Raw genomic sequence first — 26,891 nt, forward strand, 5'->3', positions numbered from 1 at the left:
TGCGTCCCAAGGAAGTACTCCTACGCCTCGTGGTCGGTCAGGGCATGAAAATCCCCCGGTCCTATACGGAGGCCGGCGGCGCAGTGTTCAACCGCCTCAGGAATTCTCAGAAATATCTTATGAGCCTCGTAAACCTCGTCCGGGCAACGGTGTTCGAACCGACACCGGCGCGACGGGGAGCCGTGCTCAACCCATCAGTCCGGCGGCGAGCGTCGCGCCCAGTTCCCAGCACGCCTCCAGGTCGGCCTTGCCGGGCTCGCCCGTCACCGTCACGGGCTGGGCGGCGCGCCGCCAGGCGAGGCCGGTCGTGATGGCGTCGACGGCCCGCACGGCGCCGGTCACGTCGCTGCCGCCGTGCAGGTAGTAGCCAAAGGGGCGACCGCGGGTCGCGTCAAGGCACGGGTAGTAGATCTGGTCGAGGAAGTGCTTGAGCGCGCCCGAGATGTAGCCGAGGTTCGCGGGTGTGCCCAGCAGGTACGCGTCGGCGTCGAGCACGTCGGACGCGGTGGCCGACAGGGCCGGCCGCCGCACGACGTCGACGTTCTCGATCTCCGGCGCGGTAGCGCCGGAGACGACGGCTTCGAGCATGGCCTGGCAGTTGGGCGAGGGGGTGTGATGGACGATCAGCAAGGTAGGCACACCCGCACCCTGCCGTCGCGGCGCCGATCAGCGCAACCGCGACGCTCCGGCCACCGGGCCGGCGGAGCCGACCTTGGCGACGGCCGACGACAACTGCTCCCGCACCGCTCCGGGCAGCGGACCGCCCCTCACGGCGGCGACGAGTTCGTCGGCGAGGGTGTGCAGTTTGGTGTTGGTGTTCTGCGAGGCCTCGACCAGCACCGTCCAGGCGTCCTCGGAACTCAGGCCGAAGGAGGCCATCAGGATGCCGCGGGCCAGGTCGATGGTGGGCCGGGTCTGCATGGCCCGGCGCAGCTGGGCCACCTCGATCCGCAGGTCCTGCACGAAGTCGTCGGAGAACTGCGCCGCCTCGCGCGACTCCCCGGACGGCGCGTGCCGCCCGTCGACGTCGGGTCCGGCGAAGAGCTCTCGCGTCTGCGTCAGGGCGAGCAGCCGGTCGACGGCCGCGCCACTGGCGCGGATCACGACCGTCTTGCCCTGTTTCAGCGCTCGCAGGCGAAGAGCCAGCAGGATGTTGAGGGCGGCACAGTCACAGAACGTGACGCCCTTCAGGTCCAGATCCACGCCTCGGACCGAGCGGCGCAACGCTTCGCGCAGATCGCTGCGCAGGCGCTCGCTGGTGTCGAGGTCGAGTTCTCCGCGTACCTCCACACTGACCCGGTCGCCGTCGGGACCGAGCACAGAGGACGTGAGCTCAGGCATGTCCGCCTCTCCTCAGGTGCCCCGTGTCTCCGCACCAGGGTGACCCGAACCAGCGAACACGTCAAGGGATACATGAAATCCAGTGCGTGTATTTGTATACGTGAACCTGAGGCCGTACTGTTGGCCCATGGACGGAGTTCCCGAACCGCACACCGGATGGACGTTCCTGACCAACCACGCGCGCGTACTGGCGGCGATCGCCGACAACCCCAACGTCCGTATCCGCCATATCGCGGCACACTGCCGGCTCACCGAACGAGCCGTCCAGAAGATCATCTCGGAGCTGGAACGGGACGGCTATCTGTCCCATGTCCGCGAGGGCCGGACCAACATCTACCGGATCGAGCAGGGCATGCTGCTGCGGCACCCCGCCGAGGCCGGGCTGCCCGTGGCCGCGCTGCTGTCGCTGCTCATCCATGACGAGGCCGATCGCGGCGACGCCGCCGAGCAGTTGAGGGCGACGCGGCAGCGGACGCCGCTCGACGGCGGATGAACTCCCGCCCGAGGCGCGTTCGGGCTCAGCTCAGGACGCGCAGCGCTCCCGGCAGGACTCTGAGCGTGACCGGAAGGGTCGCCTCGACCTCGCCGTCGGCGCCGTAGGGCACGTCGCGGTCGGCCGAGATGCGGATCTCCTTGCCCCGCAGGATCTCCACCTGGGGGCGGTGGACATGGGCGCCCGTCTTCAGGTCGTTCATCAGGGCGAAGAAGAGCCGGCGCGGAGCCTCGCGGATCATCACGACCTCCAGCATGCCGTCGTCCACGCGGGCCTCGGGCGCGATGAGCCGACCGGAGCCGTAGTAGCCGGAGTTGGCGGCGACGACCGTGTAGCCGATGTGCAGGTGTTCCTGGCCGTCGACGGTGACCCGGTAGCGCGCGGCGCGCCAGGTGGTGACGGCGCGCAGACCGCCCGCGTAGTAGGAGGCGGCGCCGCGCAGCAGGGTGGCGTGGTTGGCGTGACGGTTGGCGAGCGCGTCGACTCCGGCGTACACGCTGCCGAGGACCACGGTGCGGTCGTGGACGGCCGACTCGACCTCGATGGTGTCGACCTTGCGGGGCTCGTTGTGCAGCAGTACCCCGGCGAGCGCCTGGGGGTCGGTGGGCAGTTCGAGCGCGCGGGCGAAGTCGTTGCCGCGGCCGGCCGGGACGAGGCCCAGCACCATGTCGGTGCCGCTCAGCGCGCCGCCGATGCCGCCGGCCATTCCGTCGCCGCCGACGGCCAGCACCACCCGCCCCCGCTCTCCGGCGTCCCGGGCCAGTTCCCGGGCGTGGGCCAGGCTGCGGCTGTACTGCGTCTCCAGGTCGGCCCCGGCCTCCCGCAGCGGGCGGGCCACTTCCAGCAGCGCGGCCGCGGAGGCGGATCCGCCCGCCGTGGGGTTGACGATGGCGGTGAACTGTCGCATCGGGGTGCCTTTCGGGCCGACGGGAGGGAGCTGCCGGAGGCGGGCCGGGAGTGGGCCGGGGTGCGGATGGAGGTGGAGCGGGGTGTGGACAGGGGTGGAGCGGGGCGCCCGCCCAGTGGAGCAGGTACGGCGGGCGCCGGGTGCGGCGGGTGGGCCGGTCTTCAGTCGAGGGGCAGCAGGACGCCGGGGTTGAGCAGCCCGGCCGGGTCCAGCCGCCGCTTGACGGCACGCAGCGCCTCGATGCCCAGGGGGCCCGCCTCGCGGACGTACCAGTCGCGGTGGTCGGTGCCGACCCCGTGATGGTGGCTGATGGTGCCGCCCGCGCCGAGGATCGCCTCGTTGGCCGCGTGCTTGGCCTTCTCCCAGTGGGCGACCGCGTCGTCGCCCTGTGCCGAGACGACGGTGAAGTACAGCGAGGCGCCGTTCTCGTAGACGTGGGAGATGTGGCACATGACCAGCGGCGGGGTTCCGGCCTCGGTGAGCGTCGTCGTCAGGGCGTCGCGGACGGCCGTGTACAGCTCGGGGACGCGTGACCAGAAGGTCGCCGTCTCCAGGGTCTCGACGAACGCGCCGGCGTCCAGCAGGGAGTCCCGCAGGTACGGGGCCGAGTAGCGGCCGTGCGCCCAGCGCTCGCCGGGTTCCTCGCCGAGCGGGGTTCCGCCGCACTCGCGCAGCACGGCCGCGGCGTGCTCGCTGCGGTACGCGACGTCCTCCGCGGTGCCTTCGTATCCGGCGATGGCCATGCAGCCGGCGGACTGCGGTGCGGCGTCGGAGCCGCCGATGGCGTCGGGCTGGGCGAGGCCGATCAGGGTCTCGGTCTCGTCGGACAGCCGCAGCACCGTCGGGCGCGGTCCGTCCTGGGCGAGGCGGCGCAGCGCGGCGGAGCCCTCCTCGAAGGAGGCGAAGCGCCAGCCCTCGTACACCCGGGCCCGCGGCACGGGCCGGATCCGCACGGTCACGGAGGTGATGACACCGAACGCGCCCTCCGAGCCCAGCAGGAGCTGGCGCAGATCGGGGCCGGCCGCCGAGCGCGGTGCCCGGCCGGTGTCGAGGGTGCCCTCGGGGGTGGCGACGGTGAGGCCCAGGACCATCTCGTCGAAGCGGCCGTAGCCGGCGGACGCCTGGCCGCTGGAGCGGGCGGCGGCGAATCCGCCGATGCTCGCCCACTCGAAGGACTGCGGGAAGTGGCCGAGGGTGAAGCCGTGTTCGGCGAGCAGTACCTCGGCCTGCGGTCCGCGCAGTCCGGGCTGCAGCGTGGCGGTGCGGGAGACCGGGTCGACGGCGAGCAGCGCGTCCATGCGGCGCAGGTCCAGGGCGACGAAGGCGCCGCGCCGGGAGGGCGCGAGGCCGCCGACGACGGAGGTGCCGCCGCCGAACGGGACCACGGCCAGGCCGTGTTCGGCGCAGGCCCGCAGCACGGCGAGGACGTCGTCGTGGGAGCCGGGCAGGACGACGGCCGCGGGGACGTCGTCGACCTCGCCGTCGCGGATCCGCAGCAGGTCGGGCGTGGACTTGCCGCGGGTGTGCCGGACGCGGGTCTCCGCGTCGGTGCGGACGTGCTCCTCGCCGCCGACCGCCGCGGACAGGGCCTGGCGCGCGGCGGGTTCGAGTCCCGGCTGGGGTACGGCGATGTCCTCCAGGGCGATCGGCCCGGCGGTGCGTGGCTTGACGCCGAGCAGATCGCGCAGCAGGCCGATCACGGTCTCGGGCAGCGGCGCCGCCTTGGCCGGGTCGCCCCAGCCGCTCCACAGCATGTCCATGACTGTTCGTCCTCACCGGTCGATTCGAGCGATGCCGTGTCCCGGACGGCCTCGCAGGCGTTACACTGTGACACATGACGCCTATTCGTCACAACCACTCGGACAGCGACGCGGTGCTCGACGCGGTGCGCGACTGTGTCCTGGCCGTCGGAGTGCGCCGTACGACGCTGACCGACGTGGCCCGCCGCGCGGGCGTCTCCCGGATGACGCTGTACCGGCGCTGGCCCGATGTGCGCTCCCTGGTGGGGGACCTGATGACCCGCGAGTGGGTCGCGGTGGCCACGGGTGCCATGCCCGAACGGCGGCCCGGGACGGCCGTGCGCGACCTGATCGTCGAGGGACTCGTGGCCGGCGTGCGGAGCTTCCGCGCCCAGCCGCTCTTCCAGAAGATCGTGGACGTCGACCCCGAACTGCTCCTCCCCTACGTCCTCGACCGCCGGGGCGCGAGCCAGGAGGCGCTGCTGGCCCTGCTCGCGGACGCCGTGCGGGAGGGCCACGCCGACGGCTCGGTGCGCGCGGGCCACCTGGAGCGGCAGGCGCGGTCCCTGCTGCTGATCGTCCAGTCCTTCACCCTGTCCCTGCGGACCATGACCGACGAGGACGACGCCGACCTGAACAGCGATGCCTTCCTGGCGGAACTGCACAGCATCCTGGAGAGGACCCTCACGCCATGACCCCTGCCACTCCCCCGGCCCCCGGATCGTCGCTGTCCGCCGCCCGGCGCTCGCGCGAACTGACCGAGACCGTCGGCGGTCCGGTCGTGGACGTCCTGGTCGTCGGCCTGGGCGCGACCGGAGCCGGTGTCGCCCTCGACGCCGCCGCCCGGGGTCTGACGGTGGCCGCCGTCGACGCCCATGACCTCGCCTTCGGCACCTCACGCTTCAGCAGCAAGCTCATCCACGGCGGGCTGCGCTACCTCGCCTCGGCCCAGCTCGACGTGGCCCATGAGAGCGCCGTCGAGCGCGGCGTGCTGATGGAGCGCACGGCACCGCACCTGGTGCGGGCCCAGCCGTTCGTGCTGCCCCTGACGCCGCTGGTGTCCCGCGGCCAGTCCACCCTGGCCTGGGCCGGGTTCCGGGCCGGTGACGCCCTGCGGCTCGCGGCCCGGACGGCCCGCGCCACGCTGCCCGCCCCGCGTCGGCTGTCCACGGTGGAGACCCGGCACCTCGCCCCCGCCCTGCGCACCCAGGGCCTGCGCGGCGGCCTGCTGTCCTGGGACGGCCGCCTCACCGACGACGCCCGTCTCGTGACGGCGATCGCCCGGACCGCGGCCGCACGCGGCGCCCGGATCCTCACCCGCGTCCGGGCGCTGGAGCTCACCGCGTCCGGCGCCCGCATACGTGACGAACTCACCGGCGAGGAGGGCGAGATCAGGGCCCGCGCCGTGATCAACGCGTCCGGCGTCTGGGCGGACGGCCTGGTGGACGGCATCCGGATCCGCCCCTCGCGCGGCACCCACCTCGTGCTGCGCTCGGACCACCTCGGCCCCCTGCCCGCCGGGCTGCATGTGCCCGTGCCGGGCGAGACCAACCGTTTCGTCCTCGTCCTGCCGCAGGGCGACGGCCGGGTCTACGTCGGCCTCACCGACGAACCCGTCGAGGGCGACGTCCCCGACGTCCCCGAGGTGCCCGAGACGGACATCGGCTTCCTGCTGGACGTCCTCGGCTCCGTCCTGGACATCCCGGTCCGGCGTGACGACGTCGTCGGCGCGTTCGCCGGTCTGCGCCCCCTGCTCGACACCGCGCCGACGACCGGGTCCGGGGCGCCGCGGACCTCCGACATCTCCCGCCGGCACGCGGTCCTCACCTCCTCGGAGGGGGTGACCACGGTGGTCGGCGGCAAGCTCACCACCTACCGGCGGATGGCCGAGGACGCCGTCGACGCGGCGGTGGCCACGCACCGGCTCACGGCCGGCGCCTCCCCCACCGCCTCCCTGCCCCTCGTCGGCGCCGCCTCACCCACCATCCTCGGCTCGCTGCGCGCGCCGCGCCGGCTGGTCCAGCGCTACGGCACCGAGGCGCCGGCCGTCCAGGCGCTCGGCGCGCAGGACCCGCGTCTCGCCGAACCCGTGCAGGCGGGGCATCCCGTCACCGGTGCCGAACTCCTGTGGGCCGTACGCCACGAGGGCGCCCTGGACGAGGCGGACCTGCTCGACCGGCGCACCCGCGTCGGGCTGGTGCCGGCCGACCGGGACGCCGCGATGGACGTCGCGCGCGAGGTGCTGGGCGAGGTGTCGGCGAAGGCGGGTGAGGCGTAGCGGCACCCGGCACCGCGCCTCCCGCCGGCCCGGGACCCTCGCCGCTACGCCGACAGAGACCGGGGACGCAGGTCGGTCCAGTGGGACTCGATGTACTCCAGGCACGCCTCTCGGGTGTTCTCCTCGAGGACGGTCGTCCAGCCGCCGGGCACCTTGGCGAAGGACGGCCAAAGGGAGTGCTGGCCCTCGTCGTTCACCAGGACCAGAAAGCGGCCTTCGTTGTCGTCGAAGGGATTGGTGCTCATGCCGAGTGCCTCCTCGGAACGTCAACATTAGGTTAGCCTGGCCTAATTGACAGGAGCTTAGCCTTCGCCGATCCCCTCTCACAAGGAGACGTTCATGCCCCCGGTCACGGCCGACACGGAGAACGCCTTCGCCGAGTACGGGCTCTCCGGCAGGCCCGGCACCGACGCGTTCTGGGCGGCGGCCTCGGCACCCGCGTCCGTCCCCGCCCAAGGCGGCGGCTGGGCAACCCTGTTCCTGTGGCGCGGCTCCGCGGCGAGCATCGAATTCGAGAGCTGGTCGGATCCGGTACCGCTGCGCCGATGGGCCGACACGGACTGCTGGTACGCCGAGGTGCGCATGCCCGCGCGGCTGCGCGTGACCTACCGGTTCCTCGCCGGCGACGCGGCGTACGCCGACCCGCTCAACCCGGCGGGCGCGGGCGGCGACCGGTCGATCGCCGCGACCCCGGACGCCCCGGCCCAGCCGCACTGGCCCGTCGTCGGCCCCTCCGACGTCCTGCCCCTCCCCCGCACCCGGGTCCGCTGGGCCGGTGGACGGCTCGCCGGGCGGCGTACGGTACGGATCCATCCCGCGGGTGGCGGCGGACCGGTGGTCCTGCTCCTCGACGGCGACGACTGGCTCCACCTGCACCCGGCCATGAGCGCGTTCGACTCGGCCGTCGCCGCCGGTGAGATGCCACCGGTCACCCTCGTCTTCCTGCCGGCCAAGGACAGGGCGGCCGAGTTCACCTGCCGGCCCGAACTGTGGGAAGCGGTCCACGACGAACTGCTGCCGCTGGTGGCCGAGTCCGGCGTATCCGCCGACCTCGACCGGCTGGTGGTCGCGGGGCAGAGCCTCGGCGGGCTCAGCGCGCTGTACGCGGCACTGGAGTTCCCCGGGCTGGTGTCCCGGGTCGCCTGCCAGTCCGGGTCCTTCTGGTGGACGCCCGACGCCATGGACCGGGCGGACCCGCTGGGCGGTCCGGTCGGCGGCAGCATCGCCGCACGGCTTCGGGAGCGCCCGGAACTGCCCGGCCTCCGGGTCGCGTTCGACGTCGGGGAGCACGAGACACGGATGCTCCCCCACTGCGAACTGACCGAGTCCCTCACCGAACAGGCCGGTGCGACCGTACGGGTCTCGCGCTCGGCCTCCGGCCACGACCGGGCGGGCTGGCGGCACGCCCTGCTCAGGGATGTCGCCTGGGCCCTCGGCTAGTTCCTCACCGCGCCACCGCCCGGCAGTAGTCCGCGTCGGTGGCCAGCAGGTTCCGGTGCGTGTCCTCGGCCGTGACACCCCCGTCGTCGAGTACGAGGACCCGGTCGGCGACGTCCAGGAGGGCCGGGCTGCTGGTGATGACGACGGTGGTGCGGCCCCGGCGCAGCTTCGCGACGTTGCGCGCTACGAGCTGTTCGGTGACCGCGTCGACGGCGGTCGTCGGGTCGTGCAGCACCAGGATCTCGCTGTCGGCGGCCAGCGCCCGTGCGAGGGAGAGCCGTTGGCGTTGCCCGCCCGACAGGTTGGCGCCCCGGTCGCGGACGCCGTAGTCGAGCCCCTCTCGGTGGAGTGCGACGACGTCCGTCAGCATGGACGCCTCGACGGCCTCGGGGACCGTGCGGCTGGTGCCCGAGGGGTCGATGTTGGTGCGGAGGGTGCCGGCGAAGATCTCGCCGTCGTACGGGTTCACCAGCAGGTGCTCGCGGACCGCCTCGATCGACAGGTCCGCGAGTTCCTGCCCGCCGACCCGCACCGCTCCCTCGTACGCGGCGGGCGGGACATGCGCCGAGAGGACCGCCGCGAGGTCGGCGGCCGCGCGCGGCTGGTAGGCGGTGATCGCCACGAACTCCCCGGCGGACACCTTGAACTTCAGGTCGCGCAAGGTCCCGTACCGGACGCAGTCGAGCTCCAGGTTCCCGCCCGCGGCCGGGCGTTGCGTCCCCGGCGTCGTGACCGGCGGCGCGGTCAGGACGAGCGCCATCCGCTCGGCCGACGCCCGCGCGATCATCACGTACTTCGGCATCTCCGAGAACAGCCTGAGCGGTTCCATGATGAACTGCGCCAGGCCCACGGCCATGACGAGTTCCCCGATCGTGATCTGCCCGTCGAACGCCAGCCAGCCCGCCGTCAGGGTCACGGCGCCGGCCAGGACCGCGTTCAGGGCCAGCGCGGCCCCCGCGTACGCGCCGTTGACCTTGGCGACGGTGATCGCCTGGAGTTTCGCCTCCGTGCTGACCTTCCGGTAGGACCGGAACGCCGCGTGGTTGCCGCCGAAGCCGTGCAGCGGGCGCAGGCCGGTGATCAGGTCGGCGACCTTGGCGCCCGCCCGCGCCACCCGTGCCTGCTGTTCCTGGGTGCTGGAGCCGATCCGCTTGGACAGCACACTCAGGACCGACATGATCGCGGCGGTGCCCACGATCACCAGCAGGCCGAGCCGGAGGTCGGCCAGGCCCAGCGCGACCGCGGCGACGACCACCGCGACCAGTGAGCTGATCAGCAGCGGCACCACCTCGATGATGTCGGCGGTCTGGTCGGCGTCCTCGGTCGCGATCGTCAGGATCTCCCCGGACTTGATGTCGACGTCCCTGGCCACCGGCTGGAGTCCGCAGGCCGCCACCTTCACCCGCCAGCGGTGCGCCTCGGTCGTGTTGGCCTTCTGCAGGATCCGCATCCCGAACCGCCACGACAGCGAGACGGTCGTGATGATCACGGCGAGCGCGGCGATGGACAGGCCGAGCGAGCCGGGGCTCCGGTTCTGCATCGTGTGCTCGACGATCAGACCGAGCGCGATCGGGAAGGCGGTCTCGCCCGCCTGGTACAGGCCCATGAGGACGGTGCCCCAGAGCATCGCGCCGCGGTTGCGGCGCAGAGCGGTCCTCAGGATGTCGGACCCCGGGCGGGGCCGCTGCGTGTCAGGAGTTGTCATCGAGGTGGAGGGCAATCGCTTCCGGGGTTCGCAGGGTGAACAGGTCTCGGATGGTGATCACCGGACCGTACTCGCGGCGCAGCAGTCCGATCAGCCGCACGGCCAGCATGGAGTGTCCGCCCAGGGACACGAAGTCGCTCACCGCGCTCACCTCGTCATCGTCCAGGTCCAGTGCTTCGGCGAAGAACTCGCACACCACGGTCTCGGTCTCGGTCTCGGGCCCTCGTTCCCCCGCCGTGGTCAGCGCGCCGAGCGGCTTGGCCTCCGGCAGCGCCTTCGTGTCAGCCTTCCCGTTCACCGTGAGCGGGATGCCGTCGACCTGGGCGTAGTGCGTCGGCCGCAGGAAGTCCGGCAGTCCGGCACCCACCTCGGCGGCCACCGCCGCCAGGTCCGTGCCGTCGAGGACGAGGTAGGCCGCCAGCCGGTACGCGCCGTCGACCTGCGGGTCGGGCTGGGCGACCGCGGCGACGAAGCGCACCGCCGGGTGCGCCGCGAACACGGCCTCGACCTCGCCCAGTTCGACGCGGTGCCCCCGGATCTTGACCTGCTGGTCGGTGCGGCCCAGGTACATCAGGTTCCCGTCGGGCCGCCGGAGCACCAGGTCCCCGGTGCGGTACATGCGCTCGCCGGGCTCGCCGAAGGGGCAGGCGACGAAACGGTGCGCGGTCTGGGCGGGCTGTCCGAGGTAGCCGCGCGCGATGCCGATGCCCGAGACGTACAGCTCGCCCGGGACGCCGTCCGGCAGGGGCCGCAGCCACGGATCCAGCACGTACACGTCGGTGTTGTCGATGGCCACGCCCACCACGGGGTCCTGGCACTCGAAGGTGCCCACGCCCAGGGTGTTGATGGTGTACTCGGTGGGCCCGTACAGGTTGTAGCCGACCGTCCCCTCGGTCTCGGCGAGCCGCTGCCACAGCGTCGGGGTGACGGCCTCGCCGCCGAGCAGCACCAGCGGCGGGCGCCGGTCCGGGCGGTCCAACAGGCCCTCGGCGACCAGCTGCTGGGCGTAGGTCGGGGTGACGTTGATGACGTCGATGCCGTGCTCCAGGCAGTACTCGACCAGCCGGGGCGCGTCACGGCGCAACTCCTCGTCGCAGATGTGCACCTCGTGCCCGTCGGCGAGCCACAGCAGCTCCTCCCAGGACATGTCGAACGCGAACGACACCGTGTGGGCGATCCGGAACACCCGGTTCTCGTGTGCTGCCAGCACCGGTTCGAAGATCCGGCGCTGGTGGTTGATCAGCATGTTGGTGAGCCCGGCGTACTCGGTCACCACGCCCTTGGGCTTCCCGGTCGATCCGGAGGTGTAGATCGTGTACGCGGGGTGCCGCAGCCGGTCGGGGTCGTCCGGCGCGAACGTCACGAACGGCTCGGCGTCCGGCAGCGGACGGTCCAGCTCGATCAGCTCGCCCGTCAGGCGGGGGGACACGGCGCTCACCGTGAGGATCACGTCCGGGCGGGCGTCCTCGACGATCGCGGCGATCCGCTCGTCCGGGTGGTCCAGCTCCAGCGGCACGTACGCGGCGCCGACGCGCAGGACGGCGAACAGCGCCGCGATCCAGTCGAGGGAGCGCGGGATCGCGAGCGCCACCGTCGTCTCGGGGCCGATGCCGCGCGCGGCGAGCACCCCCGCCACCGCACGGCTGCGGTCCCGCAGTTCGGCGAAGGTCATGGTCGAGCCGTGGGCGACCAGTGCCACGCGTTGCGGGGCACGGTCCGCGGCCTGGTCGAACCGGTCGACGACGGTGTCCGTCCCGACGTCCGTGCGCTCGCCCGGCTCGGGCCGGTGCCCCAGCCCGGGCAGCGCGCCGACCGGTCCGGTCGCCCGGGCCAGGTCGTCGAGGACGCGCAGGTAGTCGTCGAGGAGACGCCGGGCGTTGTCGTCGTCCTCGTCGCGGTACTCCAGCTTGACCGTGAGCCGGTCTCCGGGGGTGACGACCCAGGTGAACGGATAGTGCGTGGAGTCGTCGGCCTTCACCGAGGTGATGCCGTGCCGGGCGTTCATCTCGGCGAACGCGTCCATGTCCAGGAAGTTCTGGAGGACGAACAGGTTGTCGAACAGCGTGTCGTGCCCGCTGGCCCGCTGGATCTCGCCGAGCCCCATGTGCTCGTGCTCCATCGCCTCGACCCGGGCCGTCTGCACGGCCGCCAGGTACTCCCGGACCGTGTCGTCGGGCCGCGGCCGCGTCCACAGGGGCACGGTGTTGAGCAGTACGCCGACGATGTCGGACAGCCCCTCGCCCTCCCGGCCGGAGACCGTCACACCGAACACGGCGTCGCCGCGGCCCGTGCGCCCGCCCAGCAGCAGCCCGAACCCGCCGGTCAGCACCGAGTTCAGGGTGACGCCGTGCACCTTGGCCGCTTCCCGCAGCAGGTCCGACTGCTCGGCCGACAGCGTGTGCACCAGGGCGCGCGGCAGGGCGTCCGAGACGGCCGGCGCCGGTCCGGCGAGCAGCGTCGGACCGGCCAGAGGGGCCAGTTGATCCGCCCAGAAACGTTCCGAGACGGCGGCGTCCCCGGCGTCCAGGGCCCGGGCGTGGTCCTCGAAGCTCGGCACCGCCGGGGTCGGTACCGGCAACGCCCCGTCGAGGACCGCCTGATAGGCGTCGAACAGGTCCCGGAGCACGATCTCGCGGGACCAGCCGTCCCACAGCAGCAGGTGGTAGCTCAGCAGCAGGCCGTCGCGGTCGCCGGGCAGACGCACCACGGTCATCCGGATCAACGGCGGCTCGCCCGGGTCGAATCCCGTGTCGCGGTCACGGACGCGCAGGGCCTCGACCTCCGCCTCCGTGGACAGGGTGACGGTACGGACACCGACGCGGCGGCCCGCCGCCAGCGTCTGCACCGGGTTGCCGTCCTCGTCGGTGGTGAAGCCGGCGCCGACGGCCGGATGGCGGGCGATCACGTACGCCATCGCCTCGGCCAGGGCGTCGGCGTCAAGACGCCGGTCGAAGGTGAACCAGCTCTGCGCGACGTAGTGTCCGGCCGAGCCCGCCATCTGCGCCTGGAAGAACAGGCCCCGCTGGAGCGGGGTGACCGGAGCCGTGCGCTCGGCCGTCGCGGAGGCGTCCGCCACGCCGCGCAGTGCGGCGAGCCAGTGCCCGGTGATCTCGTCGGGGACTCCTTCGGCGAGGGTGAACGCGGCGTGCAGGCTTCCGGTGGTCTCGTCGAGCCAGGCGTTGACCTCGACGGCGTAGGGACTGCCCTCGTCGCCGCCGGTGATGTGCAGCGCCTGGGACTCGCTGCCCCGGCCCAGGTAGTTGAACAGCACCTGCGGGCGGGCGGTGAGCAGCGGGGCCGTCTGCGGGTTGAGGTACCGGAGCTGTCCGTAGGCGACGTGTGCGCGCTCGTCGGGCTGTCGCTCGGCGAGCTCGCGGGCGGCCGCCACGGGGTCGGTGTGGGCGGTGAGCCGGACGGGAGCGATGGAGGTGAACCAGCCGACGGTGCGGGTGTAGTCGTGGTGGTCGAGGGCCGGGACCCGGCCGTGCCGCTCCAGTTCGATCGTGAGGTCGGTGGGCGTCGGCTGGATGCGGGTCATAGCGGTGCGCAGGGCGCCGCACAGCAACTCGGTGATTCCGACGCCGAGCGCGGCGGGCGCGGTGCGGATCACCCGGTCGCTCACGTCGGGCGCCAGGACGACCGTGGTCTCGCGCGGCCCGTCGACGGCGGGCAGCAGTGCGGGGGCCCGCAGGGTGGTGATCCAGTGCGCGAGGCCGTCGACCGCCGCCCGGGCCGCGTCGAGCGCCAGCGCTTCGGCGTACTCGGCGTAGGACGTGGTCGGCGGGGCCAGGGGCTCCCCGCGCAGGGCGGTGGCCAGGTCCTCCAGGAGGATCAGCCAGGACACCGAGTCGACGGCGAGGTGGTGCACGGTGACGACCAGGGTCCGGGCCTGCTCCAGCCACGCGAACGCGATGACCTCGCCGGACTCGGGGTCGAGGCGTCCGGCGGCCTCGTTCGCCGCCGTCGTGGCATCGGGCGTGTCCGGCCGTACGACGGTGACGTCACGGTGGGGTTCGGTGCGCAGGGCCCACACGCCGTGCTCGGTGCGCAGGCGGAGCCGGAGGGCCGGGTGGGCGGCGACGACGGCGTTCGCGGCGCGCTCGATGTCGGCGAGGCCGGTGGTCTCGGGGACCGGCAGCGTCCTGGCCTGCGCGAACCGGGTGAGGGAGCCGCCCAGTTCGCGTCGGCGCAGGATGATCGGGGTCGGTGGCAGGGGGCCGTCCGCGCTCCGGGCGGGGGCGGGTGCGAGTGCCCGCGGGGTGCTCGTCGCGATGTGCTCGGCGAGCGCGCGGGGAGTCCTGAGCAGAAACACGTCGCGGGGAGCGATCGCCAGGCCGAGTGCCCTGGCCCGGTTGATGACGGTGATGGCGACGATGCTGTCGCCCCCGGCCCGGAAGAAGTCGGTGTCGGCGTCCACCGCGCTGCCGGGCAGGGTGTCGGTGAAGATGCCGATGAGGGCGGGAAGGGCAGCCGCGGCGGCCCCTTCGTCCGTGCCGGCGTCGCGGCTGGTCGCGGTGTTCTGGGCGTCCCTTCGGGCGCGTTCGAGCAGGGCGGTGCGATCCAGCTTGCCGTTGACGGTGAGCGGCAGGGCGTCGACCGGCAGCACACGCCCCGGCACCATGTGGACGGGCAGCTTCTCGGACAGCAGGGCGGTGAGGTCGTCGGGTATCCGGCCCACGACGTGCGCGACCAGGTGGTCGCCGCTGTCCGCCACGGTGACGGCCGCGTCGACCACACCCTCGACGTCCCGTACGGCGGACTCCACCTCGCCCGGCTCGACCCGGAATCCCTTGAGTTGGACCTGGTCGTCGGCGCGCCCGGTGAACTCCAGCTCACCGTCCAGGGTGCGGCGGGCGAGATCGCCCGTGTGGTACATGCGGGAGCCGTCTCCGGCGAACGGGTCCGCCACGAACCGGCCCGCGGTCAGCCCCGGCCTGCCCAGATAGCCGAGCGACACCTGGTCGCCGGCGACGTAGATGGCTCCCACGCGGCCGGGCGGCACCGGGCGGAGCCGGTCGTCGAGCAGGTGGGTGACCAGGCCGGGGACGGGGCCGCCGATCGGGCTGACGTCGTCGCCGCGCTCGAAGTCCTCGTCGGTCAGTACCCGATGGGTGACGTGGACCGTGGTCTCGGTGATGCCGTACATGTTGACCAGCTCCGGCGACGCGGTGCCGTGCCGCTCGACCCAGCCGCGCAGCCGACCGAGGTCCAGCGCCTCGCCTCCGAAGATGATGCGGCGCAGCGCGGGGAGCGCCGCGTCGGCCTGCCGGTCGGCCTCGATGAACTGGTAGAAGGCCGACGGGGTCTGGTTGAGCACGCTCACCCCGCGCTCGCGGACCAGCCGGTGGAAGTCGACCGGCGAGCGGGTCAGCCCGTACTCCGGCACCAGCAGTTCACCGCCGTACGCCAGCGCGCCCCACAGCTCCCAGACCGCGAAGTCGAAGGAGAAGGAGTGGAACTGGACCCACACGTCGTGCGGGCCGAAGCCCATGTCGGGCTGGGTGTGGGCGAGCAGCGTCACCACGCTGGAGTGCGGGACGACGACGCCCTTGGGCCGGCCGGTCGATCCGGAGGTGTAGATGACGTAGGCGGGGTCGTGCCAACTCACGTCGTGCTCGGCGCCGTCCCCCACCGGCAGGTCGTCGCCCTGCACGAGGACCCGCGCCGGGACCTCCGCCGCGGCCAGCAGCCGCGTGAACCGGTCCCGCTGCTCGCGGTCCACGAGGACGACCTCGGGAGCGGCGTCGGCGAGGACGTACTCCAGCCGTGCGTCGGGGTACGCCAGGTCCAGGGGCACGTAGGCGCCGCCCGCGCCGACGATCGCGATCAGGGCGACGACCTGCTCGACGGAGCGCGGGACGGCGACGGCGACCCGCTTGCCCGGCCCGACGCCCGCCGCCCGCAGGGCGGCGGCCAACCGGTCCTTTTCCTCGGCGAGTTCGCCGTACGTCAGTGACCTGGTGCCGCCGTCGAGACCGCACTGCGTGACCGCGGTGGCCGCCGGGTCACGTCGCGCGGCGGCGTCGAACAGTCCGCCCAGGGTCGTCGGAGTGATCCGCGCCGGGGGCCGGCCGTTGCGCGGCGCCAGGTCGTCGACCGGGGCGTCCGGACGGGCGAGCAGGCCGGTGAGGGCCGAGGAGAACGTGCGCAGGATCGCCCGGGCACTCGTCTCCCGCACCAGCTCGGCGTCGTAGATCAGGTTGAAGCGCGGACGGCCGTCGAGTGCGCGCTCCACCACCAGCGTCAACGGGTAGTGCGGAGCGCCCTCGTTGACGATGTCGGTGATGGCGAGGGTGTCGCCGGGCCGCTGCAGTGCCTCGACGTCGGTGGCGACGTCGAACACCACCAGGGTGTCGAACAGGGAGCCGGAGCCGGCCTGGCGGCCGATCCGCGCCAGCGAGACGTGCTGGTGCGGCAGTACCGCGCTCTGGTGCTCCCGCACCGAGGCGAGCAGTTCGCCGGCCGTGGTCGTGCCGGTCCAACGGGCGCGCACGGGAATGGTGTTGATGAACAGACCCACCATGTCCTCGATGCCGGGCACGTCGGCGTCGCGGCCGGACACGGTCGAGCCGAACACCACGTCCGTACCGTGCAGGATGCCGCCGAGCGTCACCGCCCAGGCGCTGTGCACGGCGACGCTCAGCGGTACCCCGGCCGAGCGGGCGGCGGCGTCGATGTCGTCGTCCGGCTCCGAGGCGATGTCGGTGAACCGGTCGGACGGCGTGTGGCCCGCGGCGACCAGCGAGGGGCCGGGGAGGTCGGCGAGTTGTGCGTGCCAGACGCGGTCGCTCTCGTCGTCGTCCCGTCCGGCGAGCCAGCTGACGTAGTCCGGGAATCCGCCCCCGGGGTACAGGGTTCCCGGCGCGCGGTACTCGGCGAGCAGCGCCCGCAGCATCGGCGGCACCGACCAGCCGTCGGCGATGATGTGGTGCACGGTCTGCACCAGGACGGCGCGGCCGGCGCCGGCGCGCAGCAGCGTGTACCGCATGAGCGGGCCGGTGGCCAGGTCGAACCCGGCGCGGCGGTCACGCTCGGCGTACTCGCGTATCTCGGCGTCGGTGATTCCGGGGCGGTCCAGCGTGGTGAAGGGCGCCTCCACCGCGCGGTCCAGCACGGAGACGACACGGCCGTCGGCGAGGGCCACGAAGCGGGCGGCCAGGTTCGGATAGAGGGTGAGCAGTCGGGTGGCCGCCGCCGCGAGCCGGTCGGCGTCCACCTCCCCCTCCAGTGTGAGGAGTTGCTGCTCGACGTAGGCGCCCGCGGAGTCGTCGTCGAAGACCGAGTGGAAGTACAGCCCCTCCTGCAGCGGGGTCAGCGGCAGGATGTCGGCCAGTGCGGGGCCGTCCAGTTCGTCGACGTCGGTCTGGGTGAGCGGGACCAGAGGGAAGTCGCTGGGTGAGTGGCCGCCCTCGTCGAGCGCGGCGAGGCCGGTGAGGGCGGTGCGGAAGTACTCGGCGAGGTGCGTGATGTCCTCGTCGGTGAACATGCCCTCGGGCCAGGAGATGGCGGTGACCAGTTCGTACCCGCCGCCGGCGCCCGGTTCGGCGATGGCGTTGAACTCCAGGGGGCGCGGCAGCCGCATCCTCGGGTCACGCCTCTCACCCAACTGGCCGGTGGTGCGGGCCAGTTGCCAGTCGCCGGAGGCTCCCGCGTCGAAGCGGCCCAGGTAGTTGAAGAGGACCTGGGGTGCGGGCGCGTCGAACTCGGTCCGGGCGAGGTAGCGGAGGGCGCCGTAGGAGACGCCGTTGTCCGGTACGTCGGCCAGGGCTTCCTTGACCGCCTTCAGAGCGGTGGTCAGGTACGCGGGCGCCGTGAAGTCGGCCGTCGCGCCGGGGTCCACGGTCACCGGGAACAGGGTGGTGAACCAGCCCACGGTGCGCGACAGTTCGGGTTCGAAGCCGGCGGAGCCCGCCACGAACTGTCCCTCGCGGCCATGGCCTTCCAGTTCGATGTGCGCGAAGGTCTGCGCCTGGCCGAGGTCACGGCGCCGGCGGGCGAGCGCGACGGCGAGCGCGGTCAGCAGGACGTCGTTGACGCCCGCGTGGAACTTCGCGGGGACGTCGCCCAGCAGCGCGGCGGTGACGTCGGCGGGCACCGACACGGTACGTATCCGCTCCCGTGCGACGGTGTCGCTGTCGGCCGGCGGGCGTCTGCCGAGCTGCTCGTCCTCCCCCGGCAGGGCACGCCGGTAGAAGGAGCTGTCCGCGTCGAACGCCGCGCGCTCCAGCAGCTGCGTCCAGCGCCGGAACGACGTCCCCACCGGGGGCAGCTCGATCGGCGAGCCCGAGGTGACCTGCCGCCACGCCGTGAGAAGGTCCTCCATCAGGACCCGCCAGGACACGCCGTCGATCACCACGTGGTGGGCGACCAGGACCAGTTGCCGCGCCGCTCGGCGCCAGACGGCCCGCAGCATCACGCCGCCGGTCGGGTCCAGATCCGCGGTGGCGAGCGCGACGCAGTCGTCGAGCGGCCGGTCGCTCTCCTGCCAGGACGCGGTGGCCTGCTCGGCCTCGGGTATGTGGAAGCTCCAGCGGTCGCCGCGCACCAGTTCGGCGCGGAGCATGTCGTGCCGCCGGACCAGGGCGGTGAGGATCGCGTCGAGGGTGGCGGCGGTCAGGTCCGCCGGGGTGTTCAGGACGACCGACTGGACGAAGCCGTCGATCGCGTCCGTGGTCTCGCCGAGCCACTGCACGATGGGTGAGCCCACGACGGCACCGGTCGCGACATCGCGGTGGTCCACCGTGGTGACGTCGTCGCGGCTCGCGACCGCGGCGAGCTTCCCCACGGTGCTGTGGGTGAAGATCTGCCGTGCCGTGACGTAGAGGCCGGCGTCGCGCAGCGCGCTCAGCAGCGAGATCGCGAGGATGCTGTCCCCGCCGAGCTGGAAGAAGTCCTGGTCGACGCCCACCTCTTCGAGCCGCAGTACGGCCGCGACGGCGGCGCACACCGCGCGTTCGTTCTCGGTCGTGGGCCGGGTCAGCCGGCCGGTGTCCGTCGTGGGTTCGGGCAGGGCGTTGCGGTCGAGCTTGCCGTTGGCGGTGAGCGGGAACTCCGTCATGACGACGATGTGGGCGGGCACCATGTACTCGACCATGTGCTCGCCGGCCCACGCCTTGACCTCGTCGGCTCGCAGGGCCTCGCTCCCGGCGACCGGGATGACGTACCCGACGAGATACGTGCCGCCCGCCGTGTTCTTCCTGGCGACGACGCAGGTGTGCCGCACGCGGGGGTGCTCCGCGAGGCCGACCTCGACGTCCTCCATCTCCAGCCGCATGCCGCGGATCTTGACCTGGTTGTCGGCCCGGCCGAGGAAGTCCAGGGACCCGTCCGGGGCGAACCGGGCGAGGTCACCCGTGCGGTAGAGCCGGGAGCCGTCGTCGGCGAAGGGGTTGGCGACGAACCGGGAGGCGGTCAGGCCGGGTGCGCCGACGTAGCCGCGTCCGAGGAGGAAGCCGCCCACGTAGAGTTCGCCGCCGACGCCGACGGGGACCGGGCGCAACTCGTCGTCCAGGACGTACAGCTGGGTGTTGGGGTTGGCCCTGCCGATCGATGTCGACAGGCGTTCCGCCGCGCCCCGGTAGATGACGTGCGAGACGCCGATCGTCGTCTCGGCGGGGCCGTAGCCGTGGTACATCGGGATGTCGAGCCTGGTGCGGAACCGTTCGTACAGCTCCGGGGTCAGTACCTCGCCTCCGCACCACACGTGCCGCAGGCTGTCCAGCCGCCCGGAGTCGCCCGCGATCTCCAGCAGCACGTCCAGCATGGACGACACCAGGTACGTGAAGGTGACGCGCTGCTCGGCGATCACGCTCAGCAGATGGTGCGGGTCGCGTTCCCCGCCGGGCCGCAGGACGACGAGCCGGGCACCGCTCACCAGCGGCAGGAAGATCTCGTTGATGGAGATGTCGAAGGACAGCGGCGCCTTGAACAGCGAGGCGTCGTCGTGGCCGAAGCCGAGGATCTCGTGGACCTGCCACAGCAGGCGTTCGCTGATGGCCTCGTGCCGGATCATCGCGCCCTTGGGCCGTCCGGTCGACCCGGATGTGAAGATCACGTAGGCCAGGGCGTCGCCGCGGACGGTGACCTCGGGTCCCTCGGTGGGGTGGGAGCCGAACCGCCAGTCGTCCAGATCGACGGCCACGGCTTCGGGTTCGTCCGGGTCGTGCTCCCCGGAGTCGTTGAGCTGCAGCTCGACCCGGGCGTCCTCGATGACGACGGCCCGGCGCGCGGCGGGCCACTGCGGGTCGAGGGGCACGAAGGCGCAGCCCGCCCGGAGTACGCCGAGCAGCCCGATCACCATCTCGGCGGAACGGGCCAGGGAGATGCCGACGACCTGTTCGGCGGCCGGTCCGCGGGAGATCAGATGGTGGGCCAACTGACCTGACAGTTCGGCTGCCTGACGGTAGGTCAGTGAGCGGCGGTCGTCGACGATCGCGATGGCGTCCGGCCTGTTCCGCGCCTGTTCGCGGAACATCTCCACGATGGTCGGGCGGACCCGGTCGGCCCGGGTGTCGTTCCAGCCGGCCAGGGCTTCGAGCCGCGCCGCCGCCGTGGACGGGCCGATGGTGCCCAGGGGCCGGTCGGGGAAGTCGGTCAGGTCGTCCAGTGTGAGCTGCGCGTCGGCGGGTGCGACCCCGTCCGGGACGGAGAGGGTCCGGCCGTCCGCGCCGACCGCCCAGCCGCGGGGCCCGTCACCGCCGTTGTCGACCCAGCCGAGGACCTCGGTGAACAGGGTGCCGGGGGTGAGGTCGATGCCGTCGGGGCCGAGTCCGGTCGCCCAGTACGACAGCCCGATGGCGCATGCCCGGGCGATCGTGCTGTCGGAGTGGTCGCCGATCCGCCGGCGTACGGCGGCCAGTTGCTCGGGGGACAGCAGTACGTGACGAGCGCTCGGTTCGATCATCGAAGACTCCGCGTTCCTTCCACCGTACGAAAGTCGGCCCCACTCGGATCAGGGGTTGCTCAACTGCCCTCGCGCCAGGCCCGCCACAGTCGTGCGTACCGGCCGCCCAGAGCCACCAGTTCCTCGTGTGTTCCCTGCTCCACGACGCGTCCCGCGTCCAGGACGGCGATCCGGTCGGCCGCCATCGCCTGGGTCAGCCGGTGCGCCACGAACAGCGTGGTGCGGCCGGAGCAGGCGGCGAGCACGGCCCGCTCCAGTTCGGCGGCGCCCTCGCTGCCCGCCTCCGCCGTAGATTCGTCGAGCACCACGACCGGTGACCGGGCGAGCACGAGCCGGGCCAGGGCGATCTGCGCGACCTTGGTGACGTCCAGGCGTTCACCGCCTTCGCCGACCGGGGTGTTCGGCCCGTCGGGCAGGGCCTCGACCCACTCCGCGGCGCCGACCGTGCGCAGCGCGGCCATCAGCTCGGCGTCGCTCGCGGCGGGCGCGGCCAGCCGCAGGTCCTCGGCGAGCGGTCCGGAGAAGACGTGCGTCTCCTGCGTCAGGATGCTCACCAGGGCCCGCGCCCCGGCCTCGTCCAGTCCCGCGAGGTCGGTCGAGCCGATCCGCACCGATCCGGCCTGCGGGGTCCCGGTGCCCGCGATCAGCGCGGCCAGGGTCGTCTTGCCGGCGCCGGTGGCTCCCACCAGCGCGAGCGAGCCTCCGGCCGGGATGGTCAGGCTCACGTCCCGCAGGACCGGTTCCTCGCCGCCGGGATAGCGGAAGGTCAGCCCCTCCACCGTCACCGGGTACCCTCCGGCGCCGGCCGCCTCGACGGCGGTGTCGCCGACCAGCCGGTCCTCCGTGGGCTCCTCCAGCACCCCGACCAGGCGGGTCAGGCTCGCGCCCGACTTCTGGGCCTCGTCGAAGGTGAACATGATGGCGCCGAGGGGGACGAACAGCCGGTGGAACAGCAGCGGGGCCGCCGAGACCTCCCCCAGGGTGGCGGCGTCGGTCTCCAACAGGGCGTATCCGACGAGGAGGATGAGGGTCAGGCCGATGAACTCGGCGCGGTTCTCCCGGCCGACGAAGCGGCCGAAGAACCGGAACACCTCGATCCCGAGGTTGCGCACCCGCCACGACTCCTCGGTGACCTTCGCGCGGAAGGCGCCCTCCAGGCGGTAGGCCCGGACCGTGTCGATGCCGTTCAGACCGCTGATCAGCGCCTGCGCGCGGTCGGCCTGGGCGGCTCGCTGCTTCCGGTAGAGCGGGGCGGACCGGGGCAGGTACCAGCGCAGGGCCAGCGCGTAGGCGGGCAGTGCGCCGGCGCCCGCCAGTCCGAGCCGCCAGTCCAGGCCGAACATGCCGACCGTGGCGATGACGACGAGCACGCCCGCCGAGAACACCGTGGGGATGGCCGTACGGATGCCCTTGGAGATGACGGCCACGTCGTCGCCGACCCGGGAGAGCACGTCTCCCCGGCCGACCTGCTCGACGCGCGCGCTCGGCATCCCGAGCACCGCGCGGACGGCACCCTCGCGGAGCCGCGCGAGCAGGTCCGCGCCCAGGCGCCCGATCAGGTACGTCGACACCGCGGTGGCCGCCGCGCCGAGCAGTGCGGCGGCCACCATCAACGCCCCGATCGTGACCAGGATGGAGCGTGCCTCGCCCTCGACGACCCCGTCGACCACCCGGCCGAGCAGGAGCAGGGGCAGGACTTGGAGCGCCGCCCCCGCCACCGTGGTGAGCGCGGTGGCGACCGTCAGCCAGGGCACCTCGCGGCAGTGCGCCACGACCCATCGGGTGGCCTCGCGTCCGGTCGCCGTGCGCAGGGTCGCCGGGGCGACGCGCGTGTCGGTGCCGCTCACACCTAGCCGACCGACTTGACGAGTTCGTCGATCGCGTACGGCATGGAGAGCAGCGTGCCCTGCGAGATGGCCGCGCCGACCGCCGGGCCCTCGCTGTCCAGCAGGTAGGACACCTTGCCGTTCTTCACCGCGTCCAGGTTGGTGAAGAGCTTGAACTTCTTCAGGGCCTCCGTGTCCGCCTTGTCGTTGATGACGAAGATGCGGTCGACGTCGACCAGGTCGATGCGTTCGGGCGACAGCTTGGTGTAGAAGCTGCCGTCGGCGACCTTGTCGATCTCGGTCTGGTACGTGAAGCCGATGCCGGACACCAGCCGACCGCGCACGTCGGTGGAGGTGAAGGGGGCCACCGAGTTCTCGTACCAGGACAGCGCGACCGCGGTCTCCTTGCCGAACTCGGGGTGTGCCTCCTTGGCCGCGTCCATCTGCTCCTGCACGTCCGCGATCATCTTCTCGCCCTCCTCCGCCTTGCCGAGGGCCTTGGAGATCTGGAGCGCGTTGTCCTGCCAGGGCGCGCTGAACGGCTCCTTCTCCGCCTTGGTACGGCCCACCGTAGGAGCGATCTTGGAGAGCTTGTCGTAGGCGGCCTGGTCGACCTCGGAGTAGACGGCGATGATCAGGTCGGGGCGCAGGGCGGCGATCTTCTCGTAGTTGGGGCCGGAGTCACCGTTCTTCATGATGACCTCGGGCTTGGTGTCGCCCCACTTGTCCTTCACCCAGGGCCACTGGGTGTTGATGTCGGGGCTCTGGCCCGCGGGGTTCGGGTACTGGTCGGTCATGCCGACGGGCTTGATGCCGAACGCGAGCACGGTCTGGTCGTCGGTGTAGCCGACGGTGACGACCCGTTCGGGGGTCTTGGTGACCTTCGTGGATCCGAATGCGTGCTCCACGGTGACCGGGAATACGCCGGCGGCGGCGGTCGAGTCGTTGTCGCTCGCGCCGTCCGAGGAGTCGGACGAGTCGGAACCGCATCCGGCGAGGAGGCCGACGCCGAGAGTCGCGGCGGACAGGACGGCCGCCAGCCGCCGCCAGGGCTTCACACGCGTCGTTCTGGTGAGGAGCATCCGCAATCCCCTTGCTTTCGCGCTTTCCACTGCACCCCCGTCTAAGGGCAGGCAAACCTTAGCGTGAGCGGATGAGGTTAGCCTAGCCTAACTTCTCCAACCTCAGGGGGATCTAGGGGAGTTGAACGTGTGTACGGCCGATCGGCACGATCAGGGGCCGGTCCCCCACCGGGTCGTCGATCACCAGAGCGCGCAGTCCGAACGCCTCGTGCAGCAGTTCGGCGGTGATGACGTCACGCGGATGACCCTGCGCCAGGATCGACCCTTCCTTCATCACGACGAGGTTGTCGCTGTAGCGGGTGGCCAGGTTGAGGTCGTGCAGCACCATGACCACCGTGCACCCCGACTCGTGCAGGTCGTCCACCAGGTCGAGCACGTCGATCGCGTGCGCGAGGTCCAGATAGGTGGTGGGTTCGTCCAGCAGCAGCAGGTCCGTGCCCTGGGCCAACGTCATGGAGATCCAGACGCGTTGGCGCTGCCCGCCGGACAGCGAGTCGACCGGGCGGTCCCCCAGGTCGGACACGCCGGTCATGGCGAGCGCGCGCTCGACCACGGCGGCGTCGTCCGACGACCACTGCCGCAGCCAGCTCTGGTGCGGATGACGGCCCCTGGCGACCAGGTCGGCCACCGTCAGCCCCTCCGGCGCGACCGGCGCCTGCGGGAGCAGACCGAGCTTCTTCGCCACGTCCCTGGTCCTGAGCCTGCCGATGTCGTCACCGTCCAGCACGACCGTCCCCCTGGTCGGCTTGAGCAGTCGCGACAGCGTCCGCAACAGGGTCGACTTACCACAGCCGTTGGGCCCGATGATCGTGGTGACGACCCCGGACGGGATCGCCACGTCCAGATCCTCGATGACCGTCCGGGCGCCGTACCCGACGCTGATGCCGTCGGCCGCAAGGCGTGCGGCGTCGACCGTCGACTCGACCTCGGTCGTGGTGTGCTGAGCGCCCACAACGCCCCCTCCGTTCACGCTTCCTGACCTTTGCTCCGGCTATCTGAGGTTGGCACGCACCAGCAGATGGACAAGGAAGGGGCCGCCGATCGCGGCGGTGACCACGCCGACCGGGAGACCGATCGGCAGCGCCGTGCGCGCGACCAGGTCCGCGCCGATCAGCAGCAGGGCGCCCACCATGCCGGACGCCACCATCGGCGGCGTCGGGCATCTCGCCAGCCGCATGGCGACCTGCGGCGCCACCAGCGCGACGAACGGCACCGGGCCCGCGGCGCTCACCGCCACGCCGGCCAGCAGGACCGCGCACAGCAACAGCACCGCACGCACCCTCGTGTACCGCACGCCCAGGCCCGCGGCGACGTCGTCGCCGAGGTGCAGCGGCTTGAACTGGAAGGAGGCGCCGGCGACGACGACCAGAAGGGCGACCGTGCCCCAGATCGCCACCCGGACCTCGTCCCACGAGCGGTCGTCCAGTGAGCCGACCAACCAGGCCTGGGCGCGGGCGACATCCCTGATGTCGGCCGTGACCAGCAGCCAGGTCGTGATCGCCTCCATCACCGCGCTCACCGAGATGCCGATGAGGATGAGCCGGAAGCCGTCGATGCCGCGCCGCCAGGCCAGGAAGTACACCAGCAGCCCGGTGCCGAGGCCGCCGGCGAGCGCCGCCGCGGACAGGCCCACGGAGTCGACGATCGCCGCCGCGGTGCCGCCCGAGACGGTCACCAGGAACACCGCGACCGCGCTGGCGCCCCCGGTGATCCCCAGGATGTCCGGACTGGCCAGTGGGTTGCGGGCGATGGACTGGGTGATCGCCCCGGACACTCCCAGCGCGATCCCGACGACGAGCCCGGCCAGGGCACGCGGCATCCGCAGGTCCATGATGACGAACTCGTCGACCTGCTCACCCCGGCCGAGGAGCGTGGCGATCACCTGGTCCAGGCCGATGGGGAAGTCCCCGACACCGATGGACAGGCAGAACACCAGGAAGGCCGCGGCGGCCAGCAGCAGACTGACGAGGACGAGCCAGGGCCGCCAGACGAACGACAGGGTCCCCAGACGCAGACCCGGCGTCATGGCGGGCCGCACGTCTTCCCGGCTCGGCTGCGTCCCTGCCCCGTTCGGCTTCACGTCCGGCCCGATCGGCCTCAAGTCCTTCCCGCTCATGCGCTCTTGAACTTTCCGCGCCACACGAGCACCGCGAAGAAGGGGGCGCCCAGGAGAGCGACGAGGACACCCGCGTCCAGTTCGCTCGGGCGCACCACCAGGCGGCCCACGATGTCGCACAGCAGCAGGATGACAGCTCCGAGCAGACCGGCGTACGGCACCAGCCAGCGGTAGTCCGGCCCGGTCAGATAGCGGGCCACGTGGGCCACCATGAGTCCGAGGAAGGCGATGGGGCCGCAGGCGGCCGTCGCGGCGCCCGCGAGCAGGGTGATGGCGGTGATCCCCACGGTCCGGCTCAGCGCGATGTTCACGCCCAGCCCGCGCGCGACGTCGTCGCCCAGGTTGAGGAGGTTGATGGCGGGCAGGGTGGTCACGGCCAGCACCAGCCCGACCACGATGAATCCGGTCACCGGCCAGATGACGTCGAAGCCGACACCGGCCACGGAGCCCGCGTTCCAGAAGCGCAGCGCGTTCAGCGACTCCTTGTCCGACAGCGCGACCGCGGTCGTCATCGCCGCGAGGAACACCGCGATCCCCTGCCCGGCCAGCGCGAGAGTCAGCGGGTTGCCGGCCCCCCTGCCGATGCTCGCCAGCCCGAACACGACGACACCGGCGGCCGCGGCGCCCAGAAAGGCGAACCAGACGTACTGGAACGGGTCGTCGAACCCGAACAGGGCGATCACCGACACCACCGCGAACGAGGCGCCGGTGTTCACCCCGAGCAGGCCCGTGTCGGCGATCGGGTTGCGGGTGTACCCCTGGATCAGTGCCCCGCCGACGCCCAGGGCGATGCCCGCGACGATCGCGAGCACCGTCCGGGGCACCCGCACGGTCTGCACGATGAGCCTGATCTCGGTGAGCCGCTGGTCGGAGTCCGGCGCCGCGAACAGTCCGTGCCACACGTCGGCAGGGCTCAACGCACGCGCACCGACAGCCAACGACACCGCCCCCGCGATCACGAGGAGCACCACCAGCGTGCTCAGACCCACAACCCGCCGTCGACGGGCCTGTGTTGTACCCCTGGACGTGGGGCGTTCCAGTGCAGTCGTGCCCATGTCGAC

General features: G+C 72.3%; 16 protein-coding genes. 4 read left to right on the forward strand and 12 right to left on the reverse strand.

Features of this window, described 5'->3' with window-relative positions; translation table 11 throughout:
- Window positions 1-186: 186 nt before the first annotated feature.
- Both ACGFW6_RS08880 and ACGFW6_RS08885 read right to left on the reverse strand, forming a co-directional pair.
- Complete coding sequence (locus ACGFW6_RS08880; RefSeq protein ID WP_393506169.1) at window positions 187-639, reverse strand: flavodoxin family protein; 453 nt, start codon at window positions 637-639, stop codon at window positions 187-189.
- A gap of 27 nt (window positions 640-666) precedes the next feature.
- Window positions 667-1,341 (reverse strand): ANTAR domain-containing protein, encoded by a 675-nt coding sequence (locus tag ACGFW6_RS08885; RefSeq protein ID WP_393506170.1) that lies wholly within the window; start codon window positions 1,339-1,341, stop codon window positions 667-669.
- 127 nt (window positions 1,342-1,468) lie between these two features.
- On the opposite strand from ACGFW6_RS08885, the gene ACGFW6_RS08890 reads away from it, so the two are divergent.
- Complete coding sequence (locus ACGFW6_RS08890) at window positions 1,469-1,834, forward strand: helix-turn-helix transcriptional regulator (RefSeq protein WP_393506172.1); 366 nt, start codon at window positions 1,469-1,471, stop codon at window positions 1,832-1,834.
- 25 nt (window positions 1,835-1,859) lie between these two features.
- Here ACGFW6_RS08890 and ACGFW6_RS08895 read toward each other — a convergent pair whose 3' ends face one another.
- Window positions 1,860-2,741, reverse strand: coding sequence for a YegS/Rv2252/BmrU family lipid kinase (locus ACGFW6_RS08895; RefSeq protein ID WP_393506174.1), 882 nt, complete (start codon window positions 2,739-2,741; stop codon window positions 1,860-1,862).
- A 161-nt stretch (window positions 2,742-2,902) separates the two neighbouring features.
- A complete protein-coding gene (locus tag ACGFW6_RS08900; RefSeq protein WP_393506176.1) occupies window positions 2,903-4,501 on the reverse strand; it encodes an FAD-binding oxidoreductase in 1,599 nt (532 codons plus the stop codon).
- Window positions 4,502-4,575: 74 nt separating this feature from the next.
- On the opposite strand from ACGFW6_RS08900, the gene ACGFW6_RS08905 reads away from it, so the two are divergent.
- Both ACGFW6_RS08905 and ACGFW6_RS08910 read left to right on the forward strand, forming a co-directional pair.
- Window positions 4,576-5,175: a TetR/AcrR family transcriptional regulator gene (locus ACGFW6_RS08905; RefSeq protein WP_393506178.1), complete on the forward strand. Its 600-nt coding sequence runs from the start codon at window positions 4,576-4,578 to the stop codon at window positions 5,173-5,175.
- Window positions 5,172-6,758 (forward strand): glycerol-3-phosphate dehydrogenase/oxidase, encoded by a 1,587-nt coding sequence (locus ACGFW6_RS08910; RefSeq protein WP_393506180.1) that lies wholly within the window; start codon window positions 5,172-5,174, stop codon window positions 6,756-6,758. The genes ACGFW6_RS08905 and ACGFW6_RS08910 overlap by 4 nt, the downstream gene beginning before the upstream one ends.
- 44 nt (window positions 6,759-6,802) lie before the next feature.
- On the opposite strand, the gene ACGFW6_RS08915 is transcribed toward ACGFW6_RS08910, so the two are convergent.
- Window positions 6,803-7,003: an MbtH family protein gene (locus ACGFW6_RS08915; RefSeq protein WP_393506182.1), complete on the reverse strand. Its 201-nt coding sequence runs from the start codon at window positions 7,001-7,003 to the stop codon at window positions 6,803-6,805.
- Between the two features lie 94 nt (window positions 7,004-7,097).
- On the opposite strand from ACGFW6_RS08915, the gene ACGFW6_RS08920 reads away from it, so the two are divergent.
- Window positions 7,098-8,198 (forward strand): alpha/beta hydrolase-fold protein, encoded by a 1,101-nt coding sequence (locus ACGFW6_RS08920; RefSeq protein WP_393506183.1) that lies wholly within the window; start codon window positions 7,098-7,100, stop codon window positions 8,196-8,198.
- Between the two features lie 4 nt (window positions 8,199-8,202).
- Here the strand turns inward: ACGFW6_RS08920 and ACGFW6_RS08925 are convergent, their stop codons facing one another.
- The 7 genes from ACGFW6_RS08925 to ACGFW6_RS08955 all read right to left on the reverse strand — a co-directional run bounded on the left by ACGFW6_RS08925 (window position 8,203) and on the right by ACGFW6_RS08955 (window position 26,885).
- Window positions 8,203-9,903 carry an ABC transporter ATP-binding protein gene (locus tag ACGFW6_RS08925; RefSeq protein ID WP_393506185.1) on the reverse strand — a complete coding sequence of 567 codons (1,701 nt, stop codon included), beginning with the start codon at window positions 9,901-9,903 and terminating at the stop codon, window positions 8,203-8,205.
- Window positions 9,890-20,806 carry an amino acid adenylation domain-containing protein gene (locus ACGFW6_RS08930; protein WP_393506187.1) on the reverse strand — a complete coding sequence of 3,639 codons (10,917 nt, stop codon included), beginning with the start codon at window positions 20,804-20,806 and terminating at the stop codon, window positions 9,890-9,892. The genes ACGFW6_RS08925 and ACGFW6_RS08930 overlap by 14 nt, the downstream gene beginning before the upstream one ends.
- A gap of 59 nt (window positions 20,807-20,865) precedes the next feature.
- On the reverse strand, window positions 20,866-22,653 hold the full coding sequence (locus tag ACGFW6_RS08935) for an ABC transporter ATP-binding protein (RefSeq protein ID WP_393506189.1): 1,788 nt from the start codon (window positions 22,651-22,653) through the stop codon (window positions 20,866-20,868).
- A 2-nt stretch (window positions 22,654-22,655) separates the two neighbouring features.
- Window positions 22,656-23,714, reverse strand: coding sequence for an iron-siderophore ABC transporter substrate-binding protein (locus ACGFW6_RS08940; protein ID WP_393506191.1), 1,059 nt, complete (start codon window positions 23,712-23,714; stop codon window positions 22,656-22,658).
- 112 nt (window positions 23,715-23,826) lie between these two features.
- The gene (locus ACGFW6_RS08945; protein ID WP_393506193.1) at window positions 23,827-24,666 is read right to left on the reverse strand and encodes an ABC transporter ATP-binding protein; all 840 of its coding nucleotides are present in this window, start codon (window positions 24,664-24,666) and stop codon (window positions 23,827-23,829) included.
- Between the two features lie 39 nt (window positions 24,667-24,705).
- On the reverse strand, window positions 24,706-25,830 hold the full coding sequence (locus tag ACGFW6_RS08950) for a FecCD family ABC transporter permease (protein ID WP_393506195.1): 1,125 nt from the start codon (window positions 25,828-25,830) through the stop codon (window positions 24,706-24,708).
- Window positions 25,827-26,885, reverse strand: a complete 1,059-nt coding sequence (locus ACGFW6_RS08955; RefSeq protein WP_393506197.1) for a FecCD family ABC transporter permease — start codon at window positions 26,883-26,885, stop codon at window positions 25,827-25,829. The genes ACGFW6_RS08950 and ACGFW6_RS08955 overlap by 4 nt, the downstream gene beginning before the upstream one ends.
- Between the last annotated feature and the right edge of the window lie 6 nt (window positions 26,886-26,891).

It is taken from the genome of Streptomyces sp. Y7 (genome assembly GCF_043195415.1).
GTDB lineage: Bacteria > Actinomycetota > Actinomycetes > Streptomycetales > Streptomycetaceae > Streptomyces.

What these genes read in the sequence shown, in the direction of transcription:
- ACGFW6_RS08885 (WP_393506170.1), bottom strand. Translation starts at nt 1,341, where the DNA reads ATGCCTGAGCTCACGTCCTCTGTGCTCGGTCCCGACGGCGACCGGGTC.
- ACGFW6_RS08890 (WP_393506172.1), top strand. Translation starts at nt 1,469, where the DNA reads ATGGACGGAGTTCCCGAACCGCACACCGGATGGACGTTCCTGACCAAC.
- ACGFW6_RS08895 (WP_393506174.1), bottom strand. Translation starts at nt 2,741, where the DNA reads ATGCGACAGTTCACCGCCATCGTCAACCCCACGGCGGGCGGATCCGCC.
- ACGFW6_RS08900 (WP_393506176.1), bottom strand. Translation starts at nt 4,501, where the DNA reads ATGGACATGCTGTGGAGCGGCTGGGGCGACCCGGCCAAGGCGGCGCCG.
- ACGFW6_RS08905 (WP_393506178.1), top strand. Translation starts at nt 4,576, where the DNA reads ATGACGCCTATTCGTCACAACCACTCGGACAGCGACGCGGTGCTCGAC.
- ACGFW6_RS08910 (WP_393506180.1), top strand. Translation starts at nt 5,172, where the DNA reads ATGACCCCTGCCACTCCCCCGGCCCCCGGATCGTCGCTGTCCGCCGCC.
- ACGFW6_RS08915 (WP_393506182.1), bottom strand. Translation starts at nt 7,003, where the DNA reads ATGAGCACCAATCCCTTCGACGACAACGAAGGCCGCTTTCTGGTCCTG.
- ACGFW6_RS08920 (WP_393506183.1), top strand. Translation starts at nt 7,098, where the DNA reads ATGCCCCCGGTCACGGCCGACACGGAGAACGCCTTCGCCGAGTACGGG.
- ACGFW6_RS08925 (WP_393506185.1), bottom strand. Translation starts at nt 9,903, where the DNA reads ATGACAACTCCTGACACGCAGCGGCCCCGCCCGGGGTCCGACATCCTG.
- ACGFW6_RS08930 (WP_393506187.1), bottom strand. Translation starts at nt 20,806, where the DNA reads ATGATCGAACCGAGCGCTCGTCACGTACTGCTGTCCCCCGAGCAACTG.
- ACGFW6_RS08940 (WP_393506191.1), bottom strand. Translation starts at nt 23,714, where the DNA reads ATGCTCCTCACCAGAACGACGCGTGTGAAGCCCTGGCGGCGGCTGGCG.
- ACGFW6_RS08950 (WP_393506195.1), bottom strand. Translation starts at nt 25,830, where the DNA reads ATGAGCGGGAAGGACTTGAGGCCGATCGGGCCGGACGTGAAGCCGAAC.
- ACGFW6_RS08955 (WP_393506197.1), bottom strand. Translation starts at nt 26,885, where the DNA reads ATGGGCACGACTGCACTGGAACGCCCCACGTCCAGGGGTACAACACAG.